Here is a 19,415-nt window from a genome sequence, read left to right as displayed (position 1 = left end):
CTTAATGTAAAGATTACTGAGTGATTTCAGGAGTTGCATCCTCCTAAGCAGGATTTCATTATTACGTCAATCAAACGGATTATGTTGCTAAAACGTTCTTTGTTTACAACGCTTGCTGCGCTGAGTTTAGTTACTGCGCCTGAATTGGCGATTTCGACTCCCAGAGTTTTTGCTCAACCTACACCCATTGCGGTTCCTCCTGAAGTCAGCCGATCGACCTCGATCGCTTCCATTCTCCCGGCAGAAACGCTGGGCGTTGTGATGATCAATACGCAAGACGATCGCTGGAAAGAATTGAGCCAATTCAATCTATTCCCAGATAATTTCTCGTTTCCAGGTGCACTCCTTTATCCAACTGAACAAGGAGCCAGTTTCGAGAAAGATATTCAACCTTGGCTAGGGGATCAATTTGGAGTAGCGTTGCTCTCTGCGAAAAGCATGGTGATCGCTTTATCTGTGAAGGATCAGACAGCGCTTGATCAGTACGTTGATCGACTTAAGAAATCCCGTAAAGCCCCGAAAGAGACACAGTACAAAGGCGCAACAATTTTAGAGTTTGAGCTGCCGACTCCTGAACCTGCCAATCCAGCGAAAGCAGATAAAAAACCTGGACAATCCAAACCTTCCGCACCGTTTTTCCCAACTCCGAAGTTTGCGATCGCGATTCTCCCCGGTTATTTCGTCGGGGCAAATTCGGCGGATGCGATTAAAGAAATGCTCGACGGACAAGGAAAACTTACGGAAAATCCGAAGTATCAGAAATTGGCGAACAATCCGAAAGCAAGCCGCTCGATCGCGATGCTCTACGGCAAGTACGTGGAAGCATTTAGAGCGATCAATGAAATGCAGAAAGCTCAACTCGAAGAGATTAGAAAGATTTCTCCGAATGCGCCTGCCTTGCCGGATTTCTCGATCGACCCACAAAACATTGATCCGCTCGGTCAGTTCTACGACACCGCAGAAGGTTACGTTTGGGCAGAACCGACCGGACTCCGCACCGAGATTGGCATCACTTTCAAGCAGCCTGTTCCAGAGAGCTTAGTATCGTCGCTCACGACTCGCAATGAGATTCTACAGCGCTTGCCCCAAGTGAATTACATGGTGGCAAACAGTCAGAATTTAGCGCTGTACTGGCAAACATTGGTCACTGGATTAGAATCGCAACCTGCTTGGAAAACTGCGATCAACCAGGCGCGAAAATCGATGCAGGAAGGATTTGGAGTAGACGATCGCGATCTTTTACCTTGGATGAATGGGGAATATGTTGTCTTCGCTTATCCCACCCGCAAAGGCTTCCTTCCCTCAGCGAATGCAGAAATTGCCCTCGGCATGATGGTGCAAACAAGCGATCGAGCCGCCGCAGACACCGCATTGAAGAAATTTACCTCGTTTGTGGAGCCGCGTTTAGGAAAGCCACTAGTGCAACGAGGCACGATCGCGGGTCAACCGTTTACGAGTTATGGAACAGTTGATAAAGGTCGATCGCTGAATTTCTTTAGCTACGGTTGGACAGATGAAAATACGCTGTTGATGCTGTTTGGAGGTGGGGCACTGAACGAATTCAATCCAAAACCAACGCGGAATTTGACGCAAACGCCGAACTTTCAATCTGCGATCGAGCCTTTCCCAAATGCAAACTTGGGCTATTTCTACGTGAATCAAGGCGCATTCATGTCATTTGTGAATACCGCTTTGTTGCCTGCTTTCATGGGTCGATCAGCGCAGAACAATCCGTTCGTCACTCAGATTCAAGACAGCTTAGGCAGTATTCGCAGTATTAGCGGTGCGAGTGGAATTTCAAGCAATCGAGTTCAATTTGAGGGCTTCTTATCGCTTTCCCCACGTCTGAAACGATAATCGGCTGAACAATTTAGAATTCGCAGATGGTGTTCTATCTGCGAATTTTTTATGATCCAGCTTGTGATGAATTACTATCTTCTTCTCCACGGGATTAGTGGATCTTTAGCGAGGTGAGTCGAGACAGCATAAGCACCATAGCGGTTCACATGGCTTGGATCAGAGAAAAAGTCAGGCGTATCTTTCCAGTTCTCTAATAAATCGCGGTAAGTAAAGCCTAATTCTCCAGACATTCCCATCAGATACTGCTGGAATTGTTGCTCTCGATCGCGTCGATACGAATCCAGATACTGTTCAGTGAGCGGTAAATTAATGACGACGAGTGGAATATCTTGAGATTTTGTGTATTGAGCGAGAGATCGTAATGCCTGCGTTTGCGCTCCGTCTAAATTGAAATTCGCATAATCAGCATCACTCTCACCCGGTACTCGCGAATATTTCTGATAGTACGTGACCGGATTGAAGCGATTAGAAATCGGTAAAAATCCATTGATATCAATCAAGCCAGAACCCTCGATCGTGGATTCTGGATCAGGTTCAGAACTTGCGATCGATCCAAACGTTAAACTCCGCTTCAGAAGCGTTTGCAGCTTATCTCGCTCACTCCAAACAGTAGAAAGTTGACCGACTTGTTGCAAGAGTTGATCATTGAATGATTTATAGCGATCGACAACCGTTGTATTGGTTCGCGCCAATGTTTCTAATGGTTTAGTAAACGCTTGAGTCGGATTTGCAGCAGATTCCGCTGCTATTTCGGGCAGTTTGCGGAAACCGGGAGAAGACGCGATCGCATTAAACGTGACATCTGGTCGCCCATCGTTGAACGCTCTCAAGCCGTCTGCAAATAAAATCAATTTCGGCTGTTTTTCCGATGCTAATAATCGCCGTACGACGAGATCCACAACTTGAACCGTTGCCCCGTTGATTCCGAAGTTAAAAACGCGCATTCCGGGGTAGCCCTGAGTTGCCAGCGTTTGTTCTAAAACGACTGGATCAATTCCTCGCATCGCACGAGAGCTTCCGACAATCAGAACGTCAGGCGCACCATTTTGAGCAACGTACTGACGATAGAGAACGAATTTTTCGTCGAGTTGGGGCGCGTTGAATGTGGGATAGGGCGATCGAGAAGTGTCGATCGCGGCTTTCGGTTTCAATGGAGAAACCAGTAACGCGGTTGAACCCGATCCCGAAGTGAGTAACGTTGATCCCGATTGTGTAAAACCTGATCCGATCGCGTCAAATCCAGGTGTTTTTTGCAGTGAAAATTGGGGCAGCGTTAGTTGCTCCGGAGGTAGCGGAGACGGGGAAGCAGTGGGAGCAGGTTTAGTTGCCAGTAACGGTTTAACGAATTGCCCCAAGAGCCAATCGGCTTGAACCGTGAGCAGAATGCCGAGAATTCCCCAGACGATCGCAGCTTTGGCTTCATTTGGAACAGCGGATTGCGTGGCTCTTGCAGTATTCGGAGCAGTTTCGGATTCGATCGTAAAAATTCGAGTCCGCGCCATGCCTCCTTGAATCGCTTCGATCATGCGATCCCATACGGTCGGTTCAGCCTCTTCAAATTCTGGAACGGTTAGCGATCCCGGTTCTTTGGTCAGAAGATCGCCGACATACGCATCTGAAGCGGCAAATTCAGGAGTCGCTTCGGGGATTAACCGATCTCTAGTTGCAAAATCGACACCATAACTCCAGAGAGGACGTTTTTGTCCCGATCGTCTTCCATACACCCGCACCCCTTGAATCTCTGGAAGATCCAACGATCGAATATATTTCGCGACCTTCGCCCCGATTTGACTTTGAGACGGACAAACAGGCGCATCAGTCATGATGTGGAGCAAATCTTCTTTCTGACGAATTTGCAGCCGAATTCCGCCTGTCGCTAATTGGTGATCGAGATTTGGATTGAGTTGGCGAGTCAGGAGAAATGCGATCGCGCTTAAATCCCCTTGTTTCGCTAATTCTCTTGTAGATTCCGATAGTGCAGGATGTTCCTTTGCAGGCAAATCCATCCACTGCACCCAAACCGGAGAATCAGGAATCGACAACTGCGGAATCGGATTCGGTGCACCACTCAGACCATACACCGCCATTGAATGAATGCCTTGAGGCGCGATCGTATCGATCAGAGGCGCGATCGCGGCAAATACTCGCTGTCTTTCCGGGGGTTTCTCTCGCTGCGCCGTCACATGCAGCGTAATGCCCATCAAAGTTGCAGAAATTTCGATGCCCTGATCCCGCACTGCATTGTTCATGAGTCGCGTCAGCGCTTCTACATCTCCCCACCGCGCCCAATCCTTCAGCATTTCTTGGGGCGGAGTCAGATCGACTCGTAGCACCCATTCAGGTTTAGTTTCACCTCGGACGCGACTAAAGACGATCGCATCTCTAAATCCATCAAGTTCAAGATCTCGAAGGTTTTGCGCGATCGTTTCTGTGAGCAATGTTGAATCTGGGCTGTACGCCGATTCGCACACCACCCACAATCGATTTAATAACGCTTGAGGGGTAAGAGATGCCGTACTGCTGAACACTGAAGCCAGATTCGCTGTCTGAGGGAGTCCAGTTTCTTCGGGTAGCGCGGCAGATTTCACACTTGCACGAACCGCAACGCCCAAAGAAGTTAGAGCCTCACTCAAATAGCGGGCGATCGCATCCGGTCTTCCCCGTCGTGCCATTCCCAGATTTGCAAGCTCGATCGCGACGGTGACTTCAGTTTTGGGATCATCGAGATTTTCTAAATAGCGATCGAGTTGCGCCAGATGAATCACGTCTGCCCATTGTGGACGCGACTCTCCGACTTTGCGCCCGTAGAGAATGACTTGGTAAATTTTGGGCTGAGAGGGAGGAAGCAGCGTTTCGATTTCGGTCTTTGATAGAGCGCGAACAAGGTGGGTAAAAATCAGCGATCGCTCTGGACAGTTTCGACCTTCCGCTAGGATGTAGAGATTGTTTCCGCGCAGTCGGACTTGGAGATGAGTGTGAGGAATGCCGATCACGCGATGGAGCCACGGCAACAATGGCAGACGTGATCCCACAGCTTGTGGTGACGAAGAGAGCGTGTACGGCGATCGATTCCCCATCGGAATTTAGAGTCCCTGTGTAATGTCCAACAAAATACTTAACGGGCAGCAGCAGATTAGATTAGCGTCTAACCTTGTGCATTTAAGCTTAACTTTTGATTTTGATACACTTTTTTTAGTTATGGTAAGCACAAACCGCACCATCGGTACAATTTTTTCAGCGATCGCTTTATCGCTCTAAAGTGCTGTTGTGTCGATAGCTGACCGTTTCATTCATTTCACATTCGATTCCAAGTTTTGATCTTTTTCTCATCTCTTTAGATACATCTAGAGAAACGATGCACAGACTTGCAAATTAGACTGTTACGCTAAACACTGGTCTACCTTCTCATTGGAACCTACAATCGATGAAATCTGACACCGATCGCATTTTTGGCTTTCTTGATCCTGACGTTGCTTTGAGTTTAGCAACGGTTCCTGTTTTAGTCGCACTCATTGGAGGAAATGCGATCGCGCAAACCCTTCAGGAACTCGGCACGATGAGCGAAGAAATCTTTCGAGGCGATCGTCTTCCTCGACTCGACTTTCCGCCAGATCAGGACTGATCATTTCCGCGATCGTGCCTTCGTCCCCTAAAATTGTTGAACCTCCCTGGAATACTGTATGAGTTCGACCCGCCCTTCCTCCGACGAATTTTCGACCAGCCTCACCACAACTTCCGAAGATATGACCGCGATGATGTCTGATTTGTTTTTGCGTCATCGGCTCAGAATCGTTGAGGATCTGTGGGAAGCCGTATTGCGCCAAGAATGCGGACAGGAATTAGTCGATTTGCTCAATCAGTTGAGGCGGATGTGTTCTCCGGAGGGTCAAGCGACGACGTTCACAGGGTCAGAAGTGCTACAAGTCGTGGAAAAGCTCGACCTCAATGAAGCGATTCGAGCCGCTCGCGCTTTTGCACTTTACTTTCAGCTCATTAATATTGTTGAGCAGCACTACGAACAGCGCGATCAACAGTTACAGTACCGCATGGCACGAGAGGGACACGCTCAACCTGATCCAAAACATCAGCGGCAAGCGTATGCAACCGAGGAAGATGCAGGACGACCGGAAACAGATTTTCTAGAACGCAGCCTGCATGAGGCGGCTTCTCGGCGCGAAATTGGCACGTTTCACTGGTTGTTTCCCCGCTTGAAACAGCTAAACGTTCCACCGCAGTTGATTCAACGCTTGATCAGTCAATTAGATGTGTGGCTCGTGTTTACGGCTCACCCAACTGAGATTGTCCGTCACACCATTCGCGACAAACAGCGACGCATCGCGAAAATTCTCCGGCAGTTAGACAGCGTAGAGGATAGCTTAAAAGCGATCGGGCTTTCTTCCTCTTGGGAGGCGGATGCTCTGCGCGATCAATTGACCGAGGAAATTCGCCTTTGGTGGCGAACCGATGAACTGCATCAATTCAAGCCGACCGTTCTCGACGAGGTTGATCACGCGCTGCACTACTTCCGAGAAGTGATTTTCGATGCGATTCCCCATCTGTACAAACGATTAGAAGAAGCGGTACACGGATCGTTTCCGAACATGCAGATGCCGCGTCGGAATTTCTGCCAGTTTGGATCATGGGTCGGAGCCGATCGCGATGGCAACCCGTCCGTCACTCCGCAAGTCACTTGGCAAACTGCTTGTTATCAACGCCGTCTCGTCCTAGAACGGTATGTTCAATCGATTCAGTCTTTGACCGATTTATTAAGTCTGTCGCTGCATTGGAGTGATGTTCTTCCCGATTTGTTGGAATCTTTAGAACAAGATCAACAGCGAATGCCGGATGTGTACGATCGCTTATCGATCCGATTTCGCCAAGAACCCTATCGGCTCAAACTCGCCTACATTTGCAAGCGATTAGAGAACACGCTAGAACGCAATCAAATTCTGTCGAATATCGACGGGCTACAACAAGAAATGCCCGAATACGACGAAACGACGATTTATCGATCGGGTGAAGACTTCCTCACTGAACTGCGATTGATTCAAAGCAATCTGGCTGCCACCGGATTAAGCTGTCGCGACTTAGATCATTTAATCTGTCAAGTCGAAATCTTCGGGTTCAACTTAGCTCATCTAGACATTCGTCAAGAAAGCCCCCGTCATTCAGAAACAATGAATGAAGTGGTCGAGTATCTCCAAATGCTGCCGAAGTCCTACAACGACATGACCGAAGACGAGCGGTGCGAATGGTTGATTTCCGAGCTAAAAACTCGTAGACCTTTGATCCCTTCGGAACTGCCATTTTCCGATCGCACTCGTGAAGCGATCGCGACTTTCCGCATGGTTCGCAAACTGCAACAAGAATTCGGTATCGATATCTGTCGCACCTACATTATCAGCATGAGTCACGATCTCAGTGATTTGCTAGAGGTCTTGCTGTTCGCGAAAGAGGCAGGACTTTATGACCCGGCAACTGGAATCGGATCGATTCAAGTGGTACCTCTGTTTGAAACGGTGGAAGACTTGCAAAAAGCTCCAAGCATCATGCAGAGTGTGTTTGGACTGCCGTTCTATAAAGCTTTATTAGCGGGTGGCTTTGACTCGATCGGAGTGAATACCGCCCTCCAAGAAGTGATGCTCGGCTATTCTGACAGTAATAAAGATTCCGGTTTCTTAAGTAGTAACTGGGAGATTCACAAAGCCCAGCAAGCCCTTCAAAGCATTGCGGATGAACATGGAGTCGTGCTGCGAATCTTCCACGGTCGGGGCGGATCTGTGGGTCGGGGTGGCGGTCCTGCTTACGAGGCAATTCTGGCGCAACCTGGACATAGTGTGAACGGTCGAATCAAGATCACAGAACAAGGGGAAGTGCTTGCCTCGAAGTATTCGCTGCCAGAACTCGCGCTTTATAACTTGGAAACTGTGACAACCGCAGTGATTCAAGGAAGCTTGTTGCAGAACAAATTCGATGAGATTGCGCCTTGGCAACAAGTGATGGAAGAATTGGCGGCTCGATCGCGTAAACACTATCGCGGCTTAATCTACGAACAACCCGATTTTATTGACTTCTTTCATCAAGTTACTCCGATCGAAGAAATCAGTCAGCTTCAAATCAGTTCCCGTCCCGCCCGTCGAGGTGGCAAAAAAGATTTAGGCAGTTTACGTGCAATTCCCTGGGTCTTTAGCTGGACACAAAGCCGATTCCTACTACCTTCGTGGTACGGGGTTGGAACTGCACTACAAGGATTCCTGGATGAAGCGCCTGAAAAACACATGCAGCTTCTCCGGCATTTTTACTACAAATGGCCCTTCTTCAAGATGGCGATTTCGAGAGTCGAAATGACGCTCTCTAAAGTTGATTTGCAGATTGCAGGTCACTACGTGGATGAACTCACTCAACCTGAAGACCGAGAGCGATTTGCGCCAGTGTTTGAGCAGATTCGCAATGAGTATCTGTTAACTCGTGAGCTAGTTCTGACAATTACCGGACACAATCGATTGTTAGATGGCGACCCAGAGCTTCAGCGATCGGTTCAATTACGCAACGGTACGATCGTGCCGCTCGGATTCCTTCAAGTGTCATTGTTGAAACGATTACGGCAACATAAAACGCTTGCGGCTTCGGGCGTGGTGCGATCTCGCTACAGCAAAGGTGAACTCCTACGCGGCGCATTGCTGACGATTAACGGAATCGCGGCAGGAATGAGAAATACAGGTTGATTAAGACTCAATGATTTTAGGAACAGCGATCGCCAAGTTTAGCGATCGCTGTTTTGCTAATGTCTACCGTCTTGGGCGAACTTGTCGCGGGCGAGGGGCGGGTCTTGCTTGCGGCGGTCGAACCTGTGGAGGATTTCCATTCCTCCAAATTCCTTGCGATCGTCTTCCATTCGCGAAGATATAAGTTCCGCGCCCATTTCGCTGATTATTCTGAAACGATCCCTCATATCGATCGCCATTCGGATACACACAAACCCCGAACCCATTCATCGTATTCTGCCGAAACTCTCCTTCACATCGCGTTCCATTGGCATAAATGAATACCCCGCGCCCTTGCCGAACGTTGTTTTGAAATGCCCCTTCATACCGATTTCTACTCGCAAACGTACAGCGTCCAAATCCATTCAATGCGTTCTGTCGAAAATTCCCCTCGCATTGTGTCCCATCCCGGTAAACGAACACGCCCTGTCCTTGCTGCACATTTTGCCGAAATTCGCCTTCATACCGATTTCCACTCGCAAACTGACAAACGCCGCGCCCGTTTAATAAATTGTTCTGAAAGTTTCCTTCACATCGCGTTCCATCAGGATAGATAAAAATGCCCTGTCCTTCCCGCTCATGCTTGTGAAGATTCCCCTGGAACCGACTTCCACTTGGAAACAGACAAGCGTAAACGCCCGTTAGCCAACCATCACTTAATTTTCCGTCACAATAATCACTGCGTTTCGGAGCCGCATTTACAGGCTGTGAACTCCCAATCAGACTAACAATACCAACACTGGTGATCGATAAGACAAAACCGAGTACGCCTTGCATCGATCGTGGTTTAACCGTGAAACCCTTTGCATCTAAGCAGACTTGCACCATATCGGAACTTTTCTCGTGTAAGCTTGCGACAAATTCTATGCTTAATTAAGGCAAAGAATGTAAAAAATGGTGCGATAGAGGATAGCATTCTTGACGTTTACCTCTATTGCTGTTGATTCAAGCTGGTTAGTAGTGTGTCCATGTTTCCAATCTTGTCTTTCTCTCTTGCCCAACTTCCGACGCGAGTTCTGACTTTTCCTCCTCTGATCGTCGCTCCCCAACCCACAACCCAGGAAACACTTCCCCCTCAAGAAAGCGTTCCTCCCCAAGAATTCATCGAACCCCAAGAAATCCGAGCACTTCCCGGCAAACTCGATGATGTTCCCGTGTTCAACAGCAATAGCCCTGAAGTCGTTTTAACCGAGGGTATTTTGCTTTCAACTTTTCCATCTCAAGGAATGCGGGTTCCATCCGCTCATCTCAATTACGCCTTCAACGGTCGATTCGATATTTTCGCTCATCACATTTCAAGAGCCAGCAATTCGAGTCAAACGCGATCGCTCTTTCAAGGCATCGTCCTTTACAATCCCAACGATCGCCCCGTTCAAGTTGACATTTCCCAAGCTGCAACGTATCTGACTCGTCCCGATGCCCTCTTTATTGAGCTTCCTCCCTACGTCGAAGATCCCGTCGGAACCGTCTTTGCAGGTCCCGGAAGCCGCGTCGTCAGCGACATCTTACGTGGACGAAGGCAAGGAAATCTTCCCACCGTCATGGTCATTCCACCGAAACAAGCTCAAATGCTGATGAATCTCCCGATTCCAGCGGGAACTGTCACCCCAACCTCGAATGGTCGCTCTACGTTAATGCGCCTATCCAGCAATGCGCCCGTTTACGTTGCCACACTCGCGATGTTCGCCCCACTAAACTCGAACCGCACCGAACGAGTTCCAACGATCGGAGAATGGCTCAATCTCCTTGTAAATGCTGGAGTCGCAGGACCCAGAGACATCCCCCCCACACCGCTCAACTCCAAAAGCACAAACGTTACCTATGGTCGCGTTGCTGGAGTTTCTAAAGGCTCCGAATGGCGAACTACCATTACTGATGACCGAAAAGACTATCTTGGTATTCCAAATTCCGGTCGTGCTTTCTCCTATGGTTTGAGTACCCTTGAACAAGGTACTTTTGCCACCGGGCAAATTCAAAGCGCCCCGATGCTTGTGCGCTATCCTGACACTGCCTATCTCGCCAACGGAAATTACGCGACTCACTACATTCTGACGCTACCACTACGAAATACGACTCGCCAAACCCAGCGAATCTCGTTATCGATCGAAACCCCAATCAAACAAGACCGCAGCCGTAACGAAGTCGTCTTCCTCAATCCACCCGATCCCCGGATCTTTTTTCGTGGAACCGTTCGACTTCGATATCTTGACGATCGCTCTGTTTCCCAAACCCGTTTCATTCACCTCGTCCAACGTCGCGGTCAAAAAGGCGAACCGCTTCTGAATTTAACCCTTCCACCTGGAGTAACGCGATCGATTGAGATTGATTTCCTCTATCCACCTGATGCTACTCCTCCCCAACTTCTGACCGTTCGTACCTTATCGAATAGCCGTTAACTGCCGTGTCCACCCTTACTACTGTCGAACCTTGGCTGTATTGGTCGCTTTTTCCGATTCATCGAGCATTTTTGAAACTTTATTTTGGCTCGATCGACATTCAAGGACAAGAACACCTTCCCGAAAAGGGTCCTCTAATCCTGGCTTCTAAACACTTCAGCCGCTGGGACCCTCTTGTCCTTTCACTCCTCAGCAAAGAACCACTCAGATTCATGACCAACGCCAACCAATTTGAAGGAATTCAGGGATGGATGATTGAGCGGCTTGGTGCATTTCCAGTAAATCTATCTCGTCCGAGCGTTTCTAGTCTGCGCTGTGCGATTGAATTGCTTCACGCGGGACAAAAACTCGTGATTTTTCCAGAAGGGGGAATTGTCCGCGATCGACCCCTCCGAGAATTCAAAACTGGACTTGCGAGATTAGTGCTTCAGGCGGAGGCGAGTGGAGGTGTAGAGATACCTATTTTACCGATCGCTCTCTCCTACTCCCCGAATGCCACAGCCCGCGCAAACATCTCTATCCAAATTAGCGCTTCTCTCTATACAAGCCCCTATCGACAAGAAACCGACAAGCGAACTGCCGAACTCGTCACCCAAGCTCTCTACTCAAAAATTTTAGAAAGCCTATCCTACAAGGATTAGACTAACTACTTCCACAACTCCCAAACATTTTTCCAAAAACCTGCTTGACAGCCTTCTAATTCACACGCTATATTATCAAAGCGCGGGTGAAAGAGACGGAGCCGAGCGAAAGCCGCCCACTCCTCATTTGTGAGAACTGAACCTATAAAACAGAATAGTTTAGAAGCCAGAGAAAGGAAAGCCTTCGTCAAGAAAATGTCTCTATTTATGTAGAGACCGGAAGGATAACCGGATAAACATCTAATTATCGAGCTACAAACAACTTCAACATGGAGAGTTTGATCCTGGCTCAGGATGAACGCTGGCGGTATGCTTAACACATGCAAGTCGAACGGAAGACTTCGGTCTTTAGTGGCGGACGGGTGAGTAACGCGTGAGAACATGCCTATCGATTGGGGACAACAGTTGGAAACGACTGCTAATACCGAATGTGCCCTTTGGGGTGAAAGATTTATCGTCGATAGATTGGCTCGCGTCAGATTAGCTAGTAGGAGTGGTAACGGCACCCCTAGGCGACGATCTGTACTTGGTCTGAGAGGATGACCAGGCACACTGGAACTGAGACACGGTCCAGACTCCTACGGGAGGCAGCAGTGGGGAATTTTCCGCAATGGGCGCAAGCCTGACGGAGCAATACCGCGTGAGGGAGGACGCTTTTTGGAGTGTAAACCTCTTTTATTAGGGAAGAAATGATGACGGTACCTAATGAATCAGCATCGGCTAACTCCGTGCCAGCAGCCGCGGTAATACGGAGGATGCAAGCGTTATCCGGAATTATTGGGCGTAAAGCGTCCGTAGGTGGCAGTTCAAGTCTTTTGTCAAAGCGTGCGGCTTAACCGCATACGGGCGGAGGAAACTGGGCTGCTAGAGTGCGATAGGGGTTACAGGAATTCCCAGTGTAGCGGTGAAATGCGTAGATATTGGGAAGAACACCAGCGGCGAAAGCGTGTGACTGGGTCTGCACTGACACTGAGGGACGAAAGCTAGGGGAGCGAAAGGGATTAGATACCCCTGTAGTCCTAGCCGTAAACGATGACAACTAGGTGTGGTTCGTATCGACCCGAGCCGTGCCGTAGCCAACGCGTTAAGTTGTCCGCCTGGGGAGTACGCACGCAAGTGTGAAACTCAAAGGAATTGACGGGGGCCCGCACAAGCGGTGGAGTATGTGGTTTAATTCGATGCAACGCGAAGAACCTTACCAAGGCTTGACATCCTCGGAATCCCTGTGAAAGTAGGGAGTGCCTTCGGGAGCCGAGAGACAGGTGGTGCATGGCTGTCGTCAGCTCGTGTCGTGAGATGTTGGGTTAAGTCCCGCAACGAGCGCAACCCACGTTTTTAGTTGCCAGCATTCAGTTGGGCACTCTAGAGAGACTGCCGGTGACAAACCGGAGGAAGGTGTGGATGACGTCAAGTCAGCATGCCCCTTACGCCTTGGGCTACACACGTACTACAATGCGTTGGACAAAGAGTCGCAAGCTAGCGATAGCAAGCCAATCTCATAAACCAACGCTCAGTTCAGATTGCAGGCTGCAACTCGCCTGCATGAAGGCGGAATCGCTAGTAATCGCAGGTCAGCATACTGCGGTGAATACGTTCCCGGGCCTTGTACACACCGCCCGTCACACCATGGGAGTTGGTCACGCCCGAAGTCGTTACTCTAACCGTTCGCGGAGGAGGATGCCGAAGGTGGGGCTGATGACTGGGGTGAAGTCGTAACAAGGTAGCCGTACCGGAAGGTGTGGCTGGATCACCTCCTTAAAGGGAGACCTACCCCTTCTGATTTAGCTTAGTCTGAAACAGAAGTTGGTCATCTCAAGGTCGGTCGAAGCTTTCCATTGATTTCGCTGTGCTTCTAAACTATCCCGGTTCAGGGAAATGTGGGCTATTAGCTCAGGTGGTTAGAGCGCACCCCTGATAAGGGTGAGGTCCCTGGTTCGAGTCCAGGATGGCCCACTCCATTCAATCAGGCGTGATGTGTTTTAACGCATGGGGGTTTAGCTCAGTTGGTAGAGCGCCTGCTTTGCAAGCAGGATGTCAGCGGTTCGAGTCCGCTAACCTCCACCAACTTTTATAGAGTCAGGAACAAGTCAGCAACTCGTCTAGTCGCATAGAGAGCCTGCTGGGAGTTGTTCCCAGTCAAAAAGAACCAAGAAAACTGCATAGTACGTTGTCAGGTAGAAATACACAGACACCAATGTAATTGGACTAATCGCGAATTGAGTCAATCAATTTAGTGGTCAAGCTACAAAGGGCAGATGGTGGATACCTAGGCACACAGAGGCGACGAAGGACGTGACGACCGACGATAAGCTTCGGGGAGCTGGAAGTGAGCATTGATCCGAAGATTTCCGAATGGGGCAACCCTAAACATGGCTACCTGAATCCATAGGGTAGAACAAGCCAACCCAGCGAATTGAAACATCTTAGTAGCTGGAGGAAGAGAAAGCAAACGCGATTTCCGGAGTAGCGGCGAGCGAAATGGAAACAGCCTAAACCAGTGGATTTATCCATTGGGGTTGTGGGACAGCAACGTGTATCAGAGCGTCTAGACGAAGTAGTGAGAAGCTACACCAGAGAAGGTGAAAGTCCTGTAGTTGAAAGATTAACTGAGCTAGCTGGATCCCGAGTAGCATGGAGCACGTGAAATTCCGTGTGAATCAGTGAGGACCACCTCATAAGGCTAAATACTCCTGTGTGACCGATAGTGAACTAGTACCGCGAGGGAACGGTGAAAAGAACCCCGGGAGGGGAGTGAAATAGAACATGAAACCATCTGCTTACAAGCAATGGGAGGACGATTCAACGTCTGACCGTGTGCCTGTTGAAGAATGAGCCGGCGACTTATAGGAACAGGTAGATTAAGGCGGGAATGCCGAAGTCAAAGGGAAACCGAGTCTGAAGAGGGCGTGATATCTGTTTTTATAGACCCGAACCCCGGTGATCTAACCATGTCCAGGATGAAGCTTGGGTAACACCAAGTGGAGGTCCGAACCGACTGATGTTGAAAAATCAGCGGATGAGGTGTGGTTAGGGGTGAAATGCCAATCGAACCGGGAGCTAGCTGGTTCTCCCCGAAATGTGTTGAGGCGCAGCGGTAGTTGTTCCACTCTGGGGGTAAAGCACTGATTCGGTGCGGGCTGGGAGACCGGTACCAAATCGAGTCAAACTCAGAATACCAGAGGTACAGACTGCCAGTGAGACGGTGGGGGATAAGCTTCATCGTCAAGAGGGAAACAGCCCAGACCATCAGCTAAGGTCCCCAAATAACACCTCAGTGATAAAGGAGGTGGGAATGCAGAGACAACCAGGAGGTTTGCCTAGAAGCAGCCATCCTTAAAAGAGTGCGTAATAGCTCACTGGTCAAGCGTTCCTGCGCCGAAAATGAACGGGGCTAAGGTGTTTACCGAAGCTATGGACTTGCATTTATGTAAGTGGTAGGGGAGCGTTCCATTGTAGTGAGAAGCATCAGCGGCAAGCAGGTGTGGACGAAGTGGAAGTGAGAATGTCGGCTTGAGTAGCGCAAACATTGGTGAGAATCCAATGCCCTGAAATCCTAAGGGTTCCTCCGGAAGGCTCGTCCGCGGAGGGTGAGTCGGGACCTAAGGCGAGGTCGAAAGACGTAGTCGATGGACAACTGGTGAAGATTCCAGTACTCGATTCAAATTGTGACGGGGGACGGAGAAGGCTAACACAGCTCCATGTTGGTTAGGAGTTCAAGCCTACGAGGCTGTGAGAGACGGCGGAAACGTCTTGAGCTGAGTGGTGAGTACGAGGGTCTACGGACCCGAAGTGTGTGATGTCAGGCTTCCAAGAAAATCCCGGATCACGTTAATTTGAATCACCCGTACCCGAAACCGACACAGGTAGGATAGTTGAGAAAACTAAAGGGCGCGAGATAACTCTCTCTAAGGAACTCGGCAAAATGACCCCGTAACTTCGGGAGAAGGGGTGCCACTGAAAGGTGGTCGCAGTGAAGAGGCCCAAGCGACTGTTTACCAAAAACACAGGTCTCCGCTAAGTTGCAAAACGATGTATGGGGGCTGACGCCTGCCCAGTGCCGGAAGGTTAAAGAAGTGGGTCAGGACTTCGGTCTAAAGCTCGCGACTGAAGCCCCGGTGAACGGCGGCCGTAACTATAACGGTCCTAAGGTAGCGAAATTCCTTGTCGGGTAAGTTCCGACCCGCACGAAAGGCGTAACGATTTGGGCGCTGTCTCGGAGAGAGGCTCGGCGAAATAGGATTGTCTGTGAAGATACGGACTACCTGCACCTGGACAGAAAGACCCTATGAAGCTTTACTGTAGCCTGGAATTGGGTTCGGGCTTTAACTGCGCAGGATAGGTGGGAGGCTATGAGAGATTCCTTGTGGGGAATCTGGAGCCAACGGTGAGATACCACTCTGTTAAGGCTAGAATTCTAACTTGTGCCCGTTATCCGGGACGAGAACAGTTTCAGGTGGGCAGTTTGACTGGGGCGGTCGCCTCCTAAATGGTAACGGAGGCGCGCAAAGGTTCTCTCAGGCTGGTTGGAAATCAGCCGTAGAGTGTAAAAGCACAAGAGAGCTTGACTGTGAGACGAACATGTCGAGCAGGGACGAAAGTCGGCTTTAGTGATCCGACGGCAGAGCGTGGAATCGCCGTCGCTAAACGGATAAAAGTTACTCTAGGGATAACAGGCTGATCTCCCCCAAGAGTTCACATCGACGGGGAGGTTTGGCACCTCGATGTCGGCTCATCGCAACCTGGGGCGGTAGTACGTCCCAAGGGTTGGGCTGTTCGCCCATTAAAGCGGTACGTGAGCTGGGTTCAGAACGTCGTGAGACAGTTCGGTCCATATCCGGTGCAGGCGCAAGAGTATTGAGAGGATTCTTCCTTAGTACGAGAGGACCGGGAAGAACGCACCGCTGGTGTACCAGTTATCGTGCCAACGGTAGACGCTGGGTAGCCAAGTGCGGAGTGGATAACCGCTGAAAGCATCTAAGTGGGAAGCCCACCTCAAGATGAGTACTCTCATGGGGTTAACCCAGTAAGGTCACGGGGAGAACACCCGTTGATAGGCGGTAGGTGGAAGTGTGGTAACACATGCAGCCGAGCCGTACTAATAGACCGAGGGCTTGACCTCCACGACTGAATCAATCAGATGAGTCCGATGACCGGTGTCTGAAGTACAATCTACGCAAAACTGACAACGAGCTATGCAGCCTTCTGGGTTCTGAAACTCTCACGAGAGTGAGACTCAACCCAACCGTATTCCTGGTGGAAATGGCGATGTGGACCCACACTCATCCATCCCGAACTGAGTAGTGAAACGCATTTGCGGCGACGATAGTGAGTCGGTAGCGACTTGTCAAAATAGCTATCCGCCAGGGTGTTAATAGGAAAGAGAAAGCAGCACCTTGCTAGTTGAGTGGGGTGCTGCTTTTTTGTGTCTTTCTCATTGTTAGAAAGGATGAGAGCGATAAGGAGTATTAAAATTAAATTTAATGTTCCTTATCGCTTTTACAATCCATATTGCCGATACAAGGCTCGATATCTTGGATGATATTGTTTGCAGTACTGAATTGCTTTTTGAGAATCTGACACTTTTAAGATTTCAGCGAGATCATTCGGCAGATTTCGTCTTGCTTCCTCAAAAGACCTCCATTTTCCAACTCTGGTGTCAAAGAAGTAGCTACGAACATTTCTGCAATTATATTTGTATTGATTTATTGCCCAATCCTTTTCGTTTCTACCCCTTACTCTTCGTTTAAGATAAAGTTCTTCATTCGGTCAATTTCACGCTAGTTAGATCAATGTCGTAGGTAGTTCCAGAATCTATTAGAACACCCTTAGCAGTTGGATCAGGTATCCAATTTTCAGCAGTTGCATTGATGGAATGCAGTTGTATTGTACTGCAAGTCAGTACGGCTATTGTTTTCAGATACTTCATATTTTTCAGTGTAACTTAGTGTGATCAGTATCATCTTTTACTAGATCTCCGTGTGCGTATTCTGAAATCAGGATTCTTTACTAGGTATATTTTGTCTTCTCACTTTGCACTTTCCTTAAACTATCCGACCTCATACACGTATGGAGTCTTGTTAGATTCGCTGAAAGAGAAAGGAAGCGCAATCGCACATCAACCTAAATTCGCCGCATGACTTGAGGAGCCGCGATCGCTAAATCTCCCTCTTCAACCAAATACATTCCCGACCAACTCGCTAATAACTGCCGCGACAACTGCTGAATTTGTGCCTGTTGTGTTACTGCCATTTGCCATTCTGCGGGAAGCGCGATCGTACTGTTATATGCGCCAGAAAGTGCCCCGGTGAGTGCTGCAACGCCTGGAACTTGATAATGGGTCTGAATGGCTCTCTGAATCGATAGGCGGAAGTCTCCGGGAGTGCAGAGGAAACAGTAGAGGGCAAGCGCGATCGCAGCATCTCCAGTGGTTGCATCACTTAAAGTCAGAATTAACTGTGTTGCATCTTCAAGACCGATTCCCTGTTGGATCATTGTTTCGACTTGCTGGAGGCGTTGGAGTTTGGGAATGCCTTCGGGGGGGGCTAATAATGCCTCGAACATTGAAGAGACAAAACGGCGGGGTGTGAGTGATTCGAGTAGGGCTTGGGAAAGGGTGTAGCCGATCGCGAGTAAATCGAGTTCTGATACGGCTGGATTTTGCCAGAGTTTGAGGACGGCTTCGGTATTTTGGCGGAGTTTGGGGAAGTCCTCGTGGAAGAACAGGAAGACCGGGAGAAGCGCGATCGCAGATTCAGCAGTGGTAAGCGGTTCTCGGAAAATGGGATCGCTCGGATTTTCAGCGCGGTTGGGATTAATTAAGGATTCGGCGTAGAAACGCATGAATTCAAAGGAATCGCGGCGGGTGGGAGTGCGACCAGAGGTATGAATTCCAAGCGTTTCACCGATGATTGCGCCCATGATTGCGGCTTGAAATCGATAGAGAAGTGCAGACTGCATGATTATTTCTCAAAACCTAGTGTAAAATTTTCGCTGATTTGACTCCATATTTGGCTAATTCAATTGGCAGGCAACCTTACCCCCAAAATTCCGTCTCATGATTCGTCTTCAACCTCGTTCGTTTATGCAGTTTATCCGATCACTTGCGCTTTCAATGGTGCTCGTCATTTGTACGATCGCGCCTGGATTCGCTCAAGCGCCAGTTCGATCCATTCTTAGAGTTGGTAGTCAAGGCACGGATGTCACCGAGCTACAAAGCACACTAAAGCTTTTAGGGTACTATGCAGGTGCCGTGAATGGTGTGTTTGAAGAAAATACTGATCAAGCGGTTAAACGCTTTCAGGCGGCGGCTGGAATCGCGGCAGATGGCGTTGTTGGATCTCAGACGTGGAATCGATTGTTTCCGACTTCTGAGCCTGTTGCCGTGAATCCGCCACCGAGACGGGAGACACCAACCGAAGCGGGTCGTCCTCAGCCTGCACCGACGGGAGAGCTTCCGATTTTGCGGCGGGGGGCGAGAGGCGAAGCGGTTCGAGGATTGCAAAGTCGATTGAGAGCGATCGGCGTTTATAGCGGTGAGATTGATGGTGTGTTTGGACCGGGAACAGAAGAAGCGGTGAAAGCGGCTCAGAGTAAGTTTGGATTGGAAGCAGATGGCGTTGTCGGTGGGGCGACTTGGGGGGCAATTTTGCGGTAGATTAGCGCGATCGTTGCAGTCGATGAAGGGCTGTAAACATTGGTGAATGGGATGCGTCGGGCTGGGGCAGGAATGCTACCTTAGATTCAAGACACAAAAG

General features: G+C 49.3%; 9 protein-coding genes, 2 tRNA genes and 3 rRNA genes. 11 read left to right on the top strand and 3 right to left on the bottom strand.

The features are described from left to right. Positions 1-99: 99 nt before the first annotated feature. The gene (locus NIES2104_RS11835; protein WP_192843576.1) at positions 100-1,857 is read left to right on the top strand and encodes a DUF3352 domain-containing protein; all 1,758 of its coding nucleotides are present in this window, start codon (positions 100-102) and stop codon (positions 1,855-1,857) included. Between the two features lie 74 nt (positions 1,858-1,931). Here NIES2104_RS11835 and NIES2104_RS11830 read toward each other — a convergent pair whose 3' ends face one another. Beyond that, entirely contained in the window at positions 1,932-4,892 is a 2,961-nt protein-coding gene (locus NIES2104_RS11830) for a hypothetical protein (protein ID WP_072218193.1), read from the bottom strand. Positions 4,893-5,284: 392 nt separating this feature from the next. On the opposite strand from NIES2104_RS11830, the gene NIES2104_RS11825 reads away from it, so the two are divergent. Then, a complete protein-coding gene (locus NIES2104_RS11825; RefSeq protein WP_058998400.1) occupies positions 5,285-5,482 on the top strand; it encodes a hypothetical protein in 198 nt (65 codons plus the stop codon). A 58-nt stretch (positions 5,483-5,540) separates the two neighbouring features. Beyond that, positions 5,541-8,585 (top strand): phosphoenolpyruvate carboxylase, encoded by a 3,045-nt coding sequence (gene ppc, locus NIES2104_RS11820; protein WP_058998399.1) that lies wholly within the window; start codon positions 5,541-5,543, stop codon positions 8,583-8,585. A gap of 63 nt (positions 8,586-8,648) precedes the next feature. Here the strand turns inward: ppc and NIES2104_RS11815 are convergent, their stop codons facing one another. After that, complete coding sequence (locus tag NIES2104_RS11815; RefSeq protein ID WP_058998398.1) at positions 8,649-9,452, bottom strand: MORN repeat-containing protein; 804 nt, start codon at positions 9,450-9,452, stop codon at positions 8,649-8,651. A gap of 140 nt (positions 9,453-9,592) precedes the next feature. Between NIES2104_RS11815 and NIES2104_RS11810 the strand changes: the two genes are divergently transcribed. From NIES2104_RS11810 to rrf, 7 genes are all read left to right on the top strand, one after another. Then, complete coding sequence (locus NIES2104_RS11810; RefSeq protein ID WP_058998397.1) at positions 9,593-11,020, top strand: DUF3370 domain-containing protein; 1,428 nt, start codon at positions 9,593-9,595, stop codon at positions 11,018-11,020. Positions 11,021-11,025: 5 nt separating this feature from the next. Beyond that, positions 11,026-11,661 carry a 1-acyl-sn-glycerol-3-phosphate acyltransferase gene (locus NIES2104_RS11805; RefSeq protein WP_058998396.1) on the top strand — a complete coding sequence of 212 codons (636 nt, stop codon included), beginning with the start codon at positions 11,026-11,028 and terminating at the stop codon, positions 11,659-11,661. A 266-nt stretch (positions 11,662-11,927) separates the two neighbouring features. Continuing rightward, positions 11,928-13,419: ribosomal RNA gene (locus NIES2104_RS11800) — 16S ribosomal RNA — on the top strand. A gap of 121 nt (positions 13,420-13,540) precedes the next feature. Then, a tRNA-Ile gene (locus tag NIES2104_RS11795) sits at positions 13,541-13,614 on the top strand. A gap of 35 nt (positions 13,615-13,649) precedes the next feature. Continuing rightward, positions 13,650-13,725, top strand: a tRNA-Ala gene (locus NIES2104_RS11790). A 171-nt stretch (positions 13,726-13,896) separates the two neighbouring features. Next, positions 13,897-16,780, top strand: a 23S ribosomal RNA gene (locus NIES2104_RS11785). A gap of 130 nt (positions 16,781-16,910) precedes the next feature. Next, positions 16,911-17,027 (top strand): 5S ribosomal RNA (rrf, locus tag NIES2104_RS11780). Together the 16S, 23S and 5S rRNA genes with 2 tRNA genes alongside form the textbook arrangement of a ribosomal RNA operon. A 754-nt stretch (positions 17,028-17,781) precedes the next feature. Here the strand turns inward: rrf and NIES2104_RS11775 are convergent. Further along, positions 17,782-18,618: an ADP-ribosylglycohydrolase family protein gene (locus NIES2104_RS11775; RefSeq protein WP_058998395.1), complete on the bottom strand. Its 837-nt coding sequence runs from the start codon at positions 18,616-18,618 to the stop codon at positions 17,782-17,784. Between the two features lie 124 nt (positions 18,619-18,742). On the opposite strand from NIES2104_RS11775, the gene NIES2104_RS11770 reads away from it, so the two are divergent. Then, complete coding sequence (locus tag NIES2104_RS11770) at positions 18,743-19,315, top strand: peptidoglycan-binding protein (protein WP_072218192.1); 573 nt, start codon at positions 18,743-18,745, stop codon at positions 19,313-19,315. Positions 19,316-19,415 lie beyond the last annotated feature (100 nt).

It is taken from the genome of Leptolyngbya sp. NIES-2104 (genome assembly GCF_001485215.1).
In the GTDB taxonomy this organism is placed as follows: domain Bacteria; phylum Cyanobacteriota; class Cyanobacteriia; order Leptolyngbyales; family Leptolyngbyaceae; genus Leptolyngbya.
Note: the sequence above shows the minus strand (reverse complement) of the source record. Positions and strands in the feature narration are given on the sequence as shown.

Bases quoted from the DNA above. Each gene is read 5' to 3' on its own strand.
- NIES2104_RS11815 (WP_058998398.1), bottom strand. From the start codon at position 9,452: ATGGTGCAAGTCTGCTTAGATGCAAAGGGTTTCACGGTTAAACCACGA.
- NIES2104_RS11770 (WP_072218192.1), top strand. From the start codon at position 18,743: ATGCAGTTTATCCGATCACTTGCGCTTTCAATGGTGCTCGTCATTTGT.
- NIES2104_RS11825 (WP_058998400.1), top strand. From the start codon at position 5,285: ATGAAATCTGACACCGATCGCATTTTTGGCTTTCTTGATCCTGACGTT.
- ppc (WP_058998399.1), top strand. From the start codon at position 5,541: ATGAGTTCGACCCGCCCTTCCTCCGACGAATTTTCGACCAGCCTCACC.
- NIES2104_RS11810 (WP_058998397.1), top strand. From the start codon at position 9,593: ATGTTTCCAATCTTGTCTTTCTCTCTTGCCCAACTTCCGACGCGAGTT.
- NIES2104_RS11775 (WP_058998395.1), bottom strand. From the start codon at position 18,618: ATGCAGTCTGCACTTCTCTATCGATTTCAAGCCGCAATCATGGGCGCA.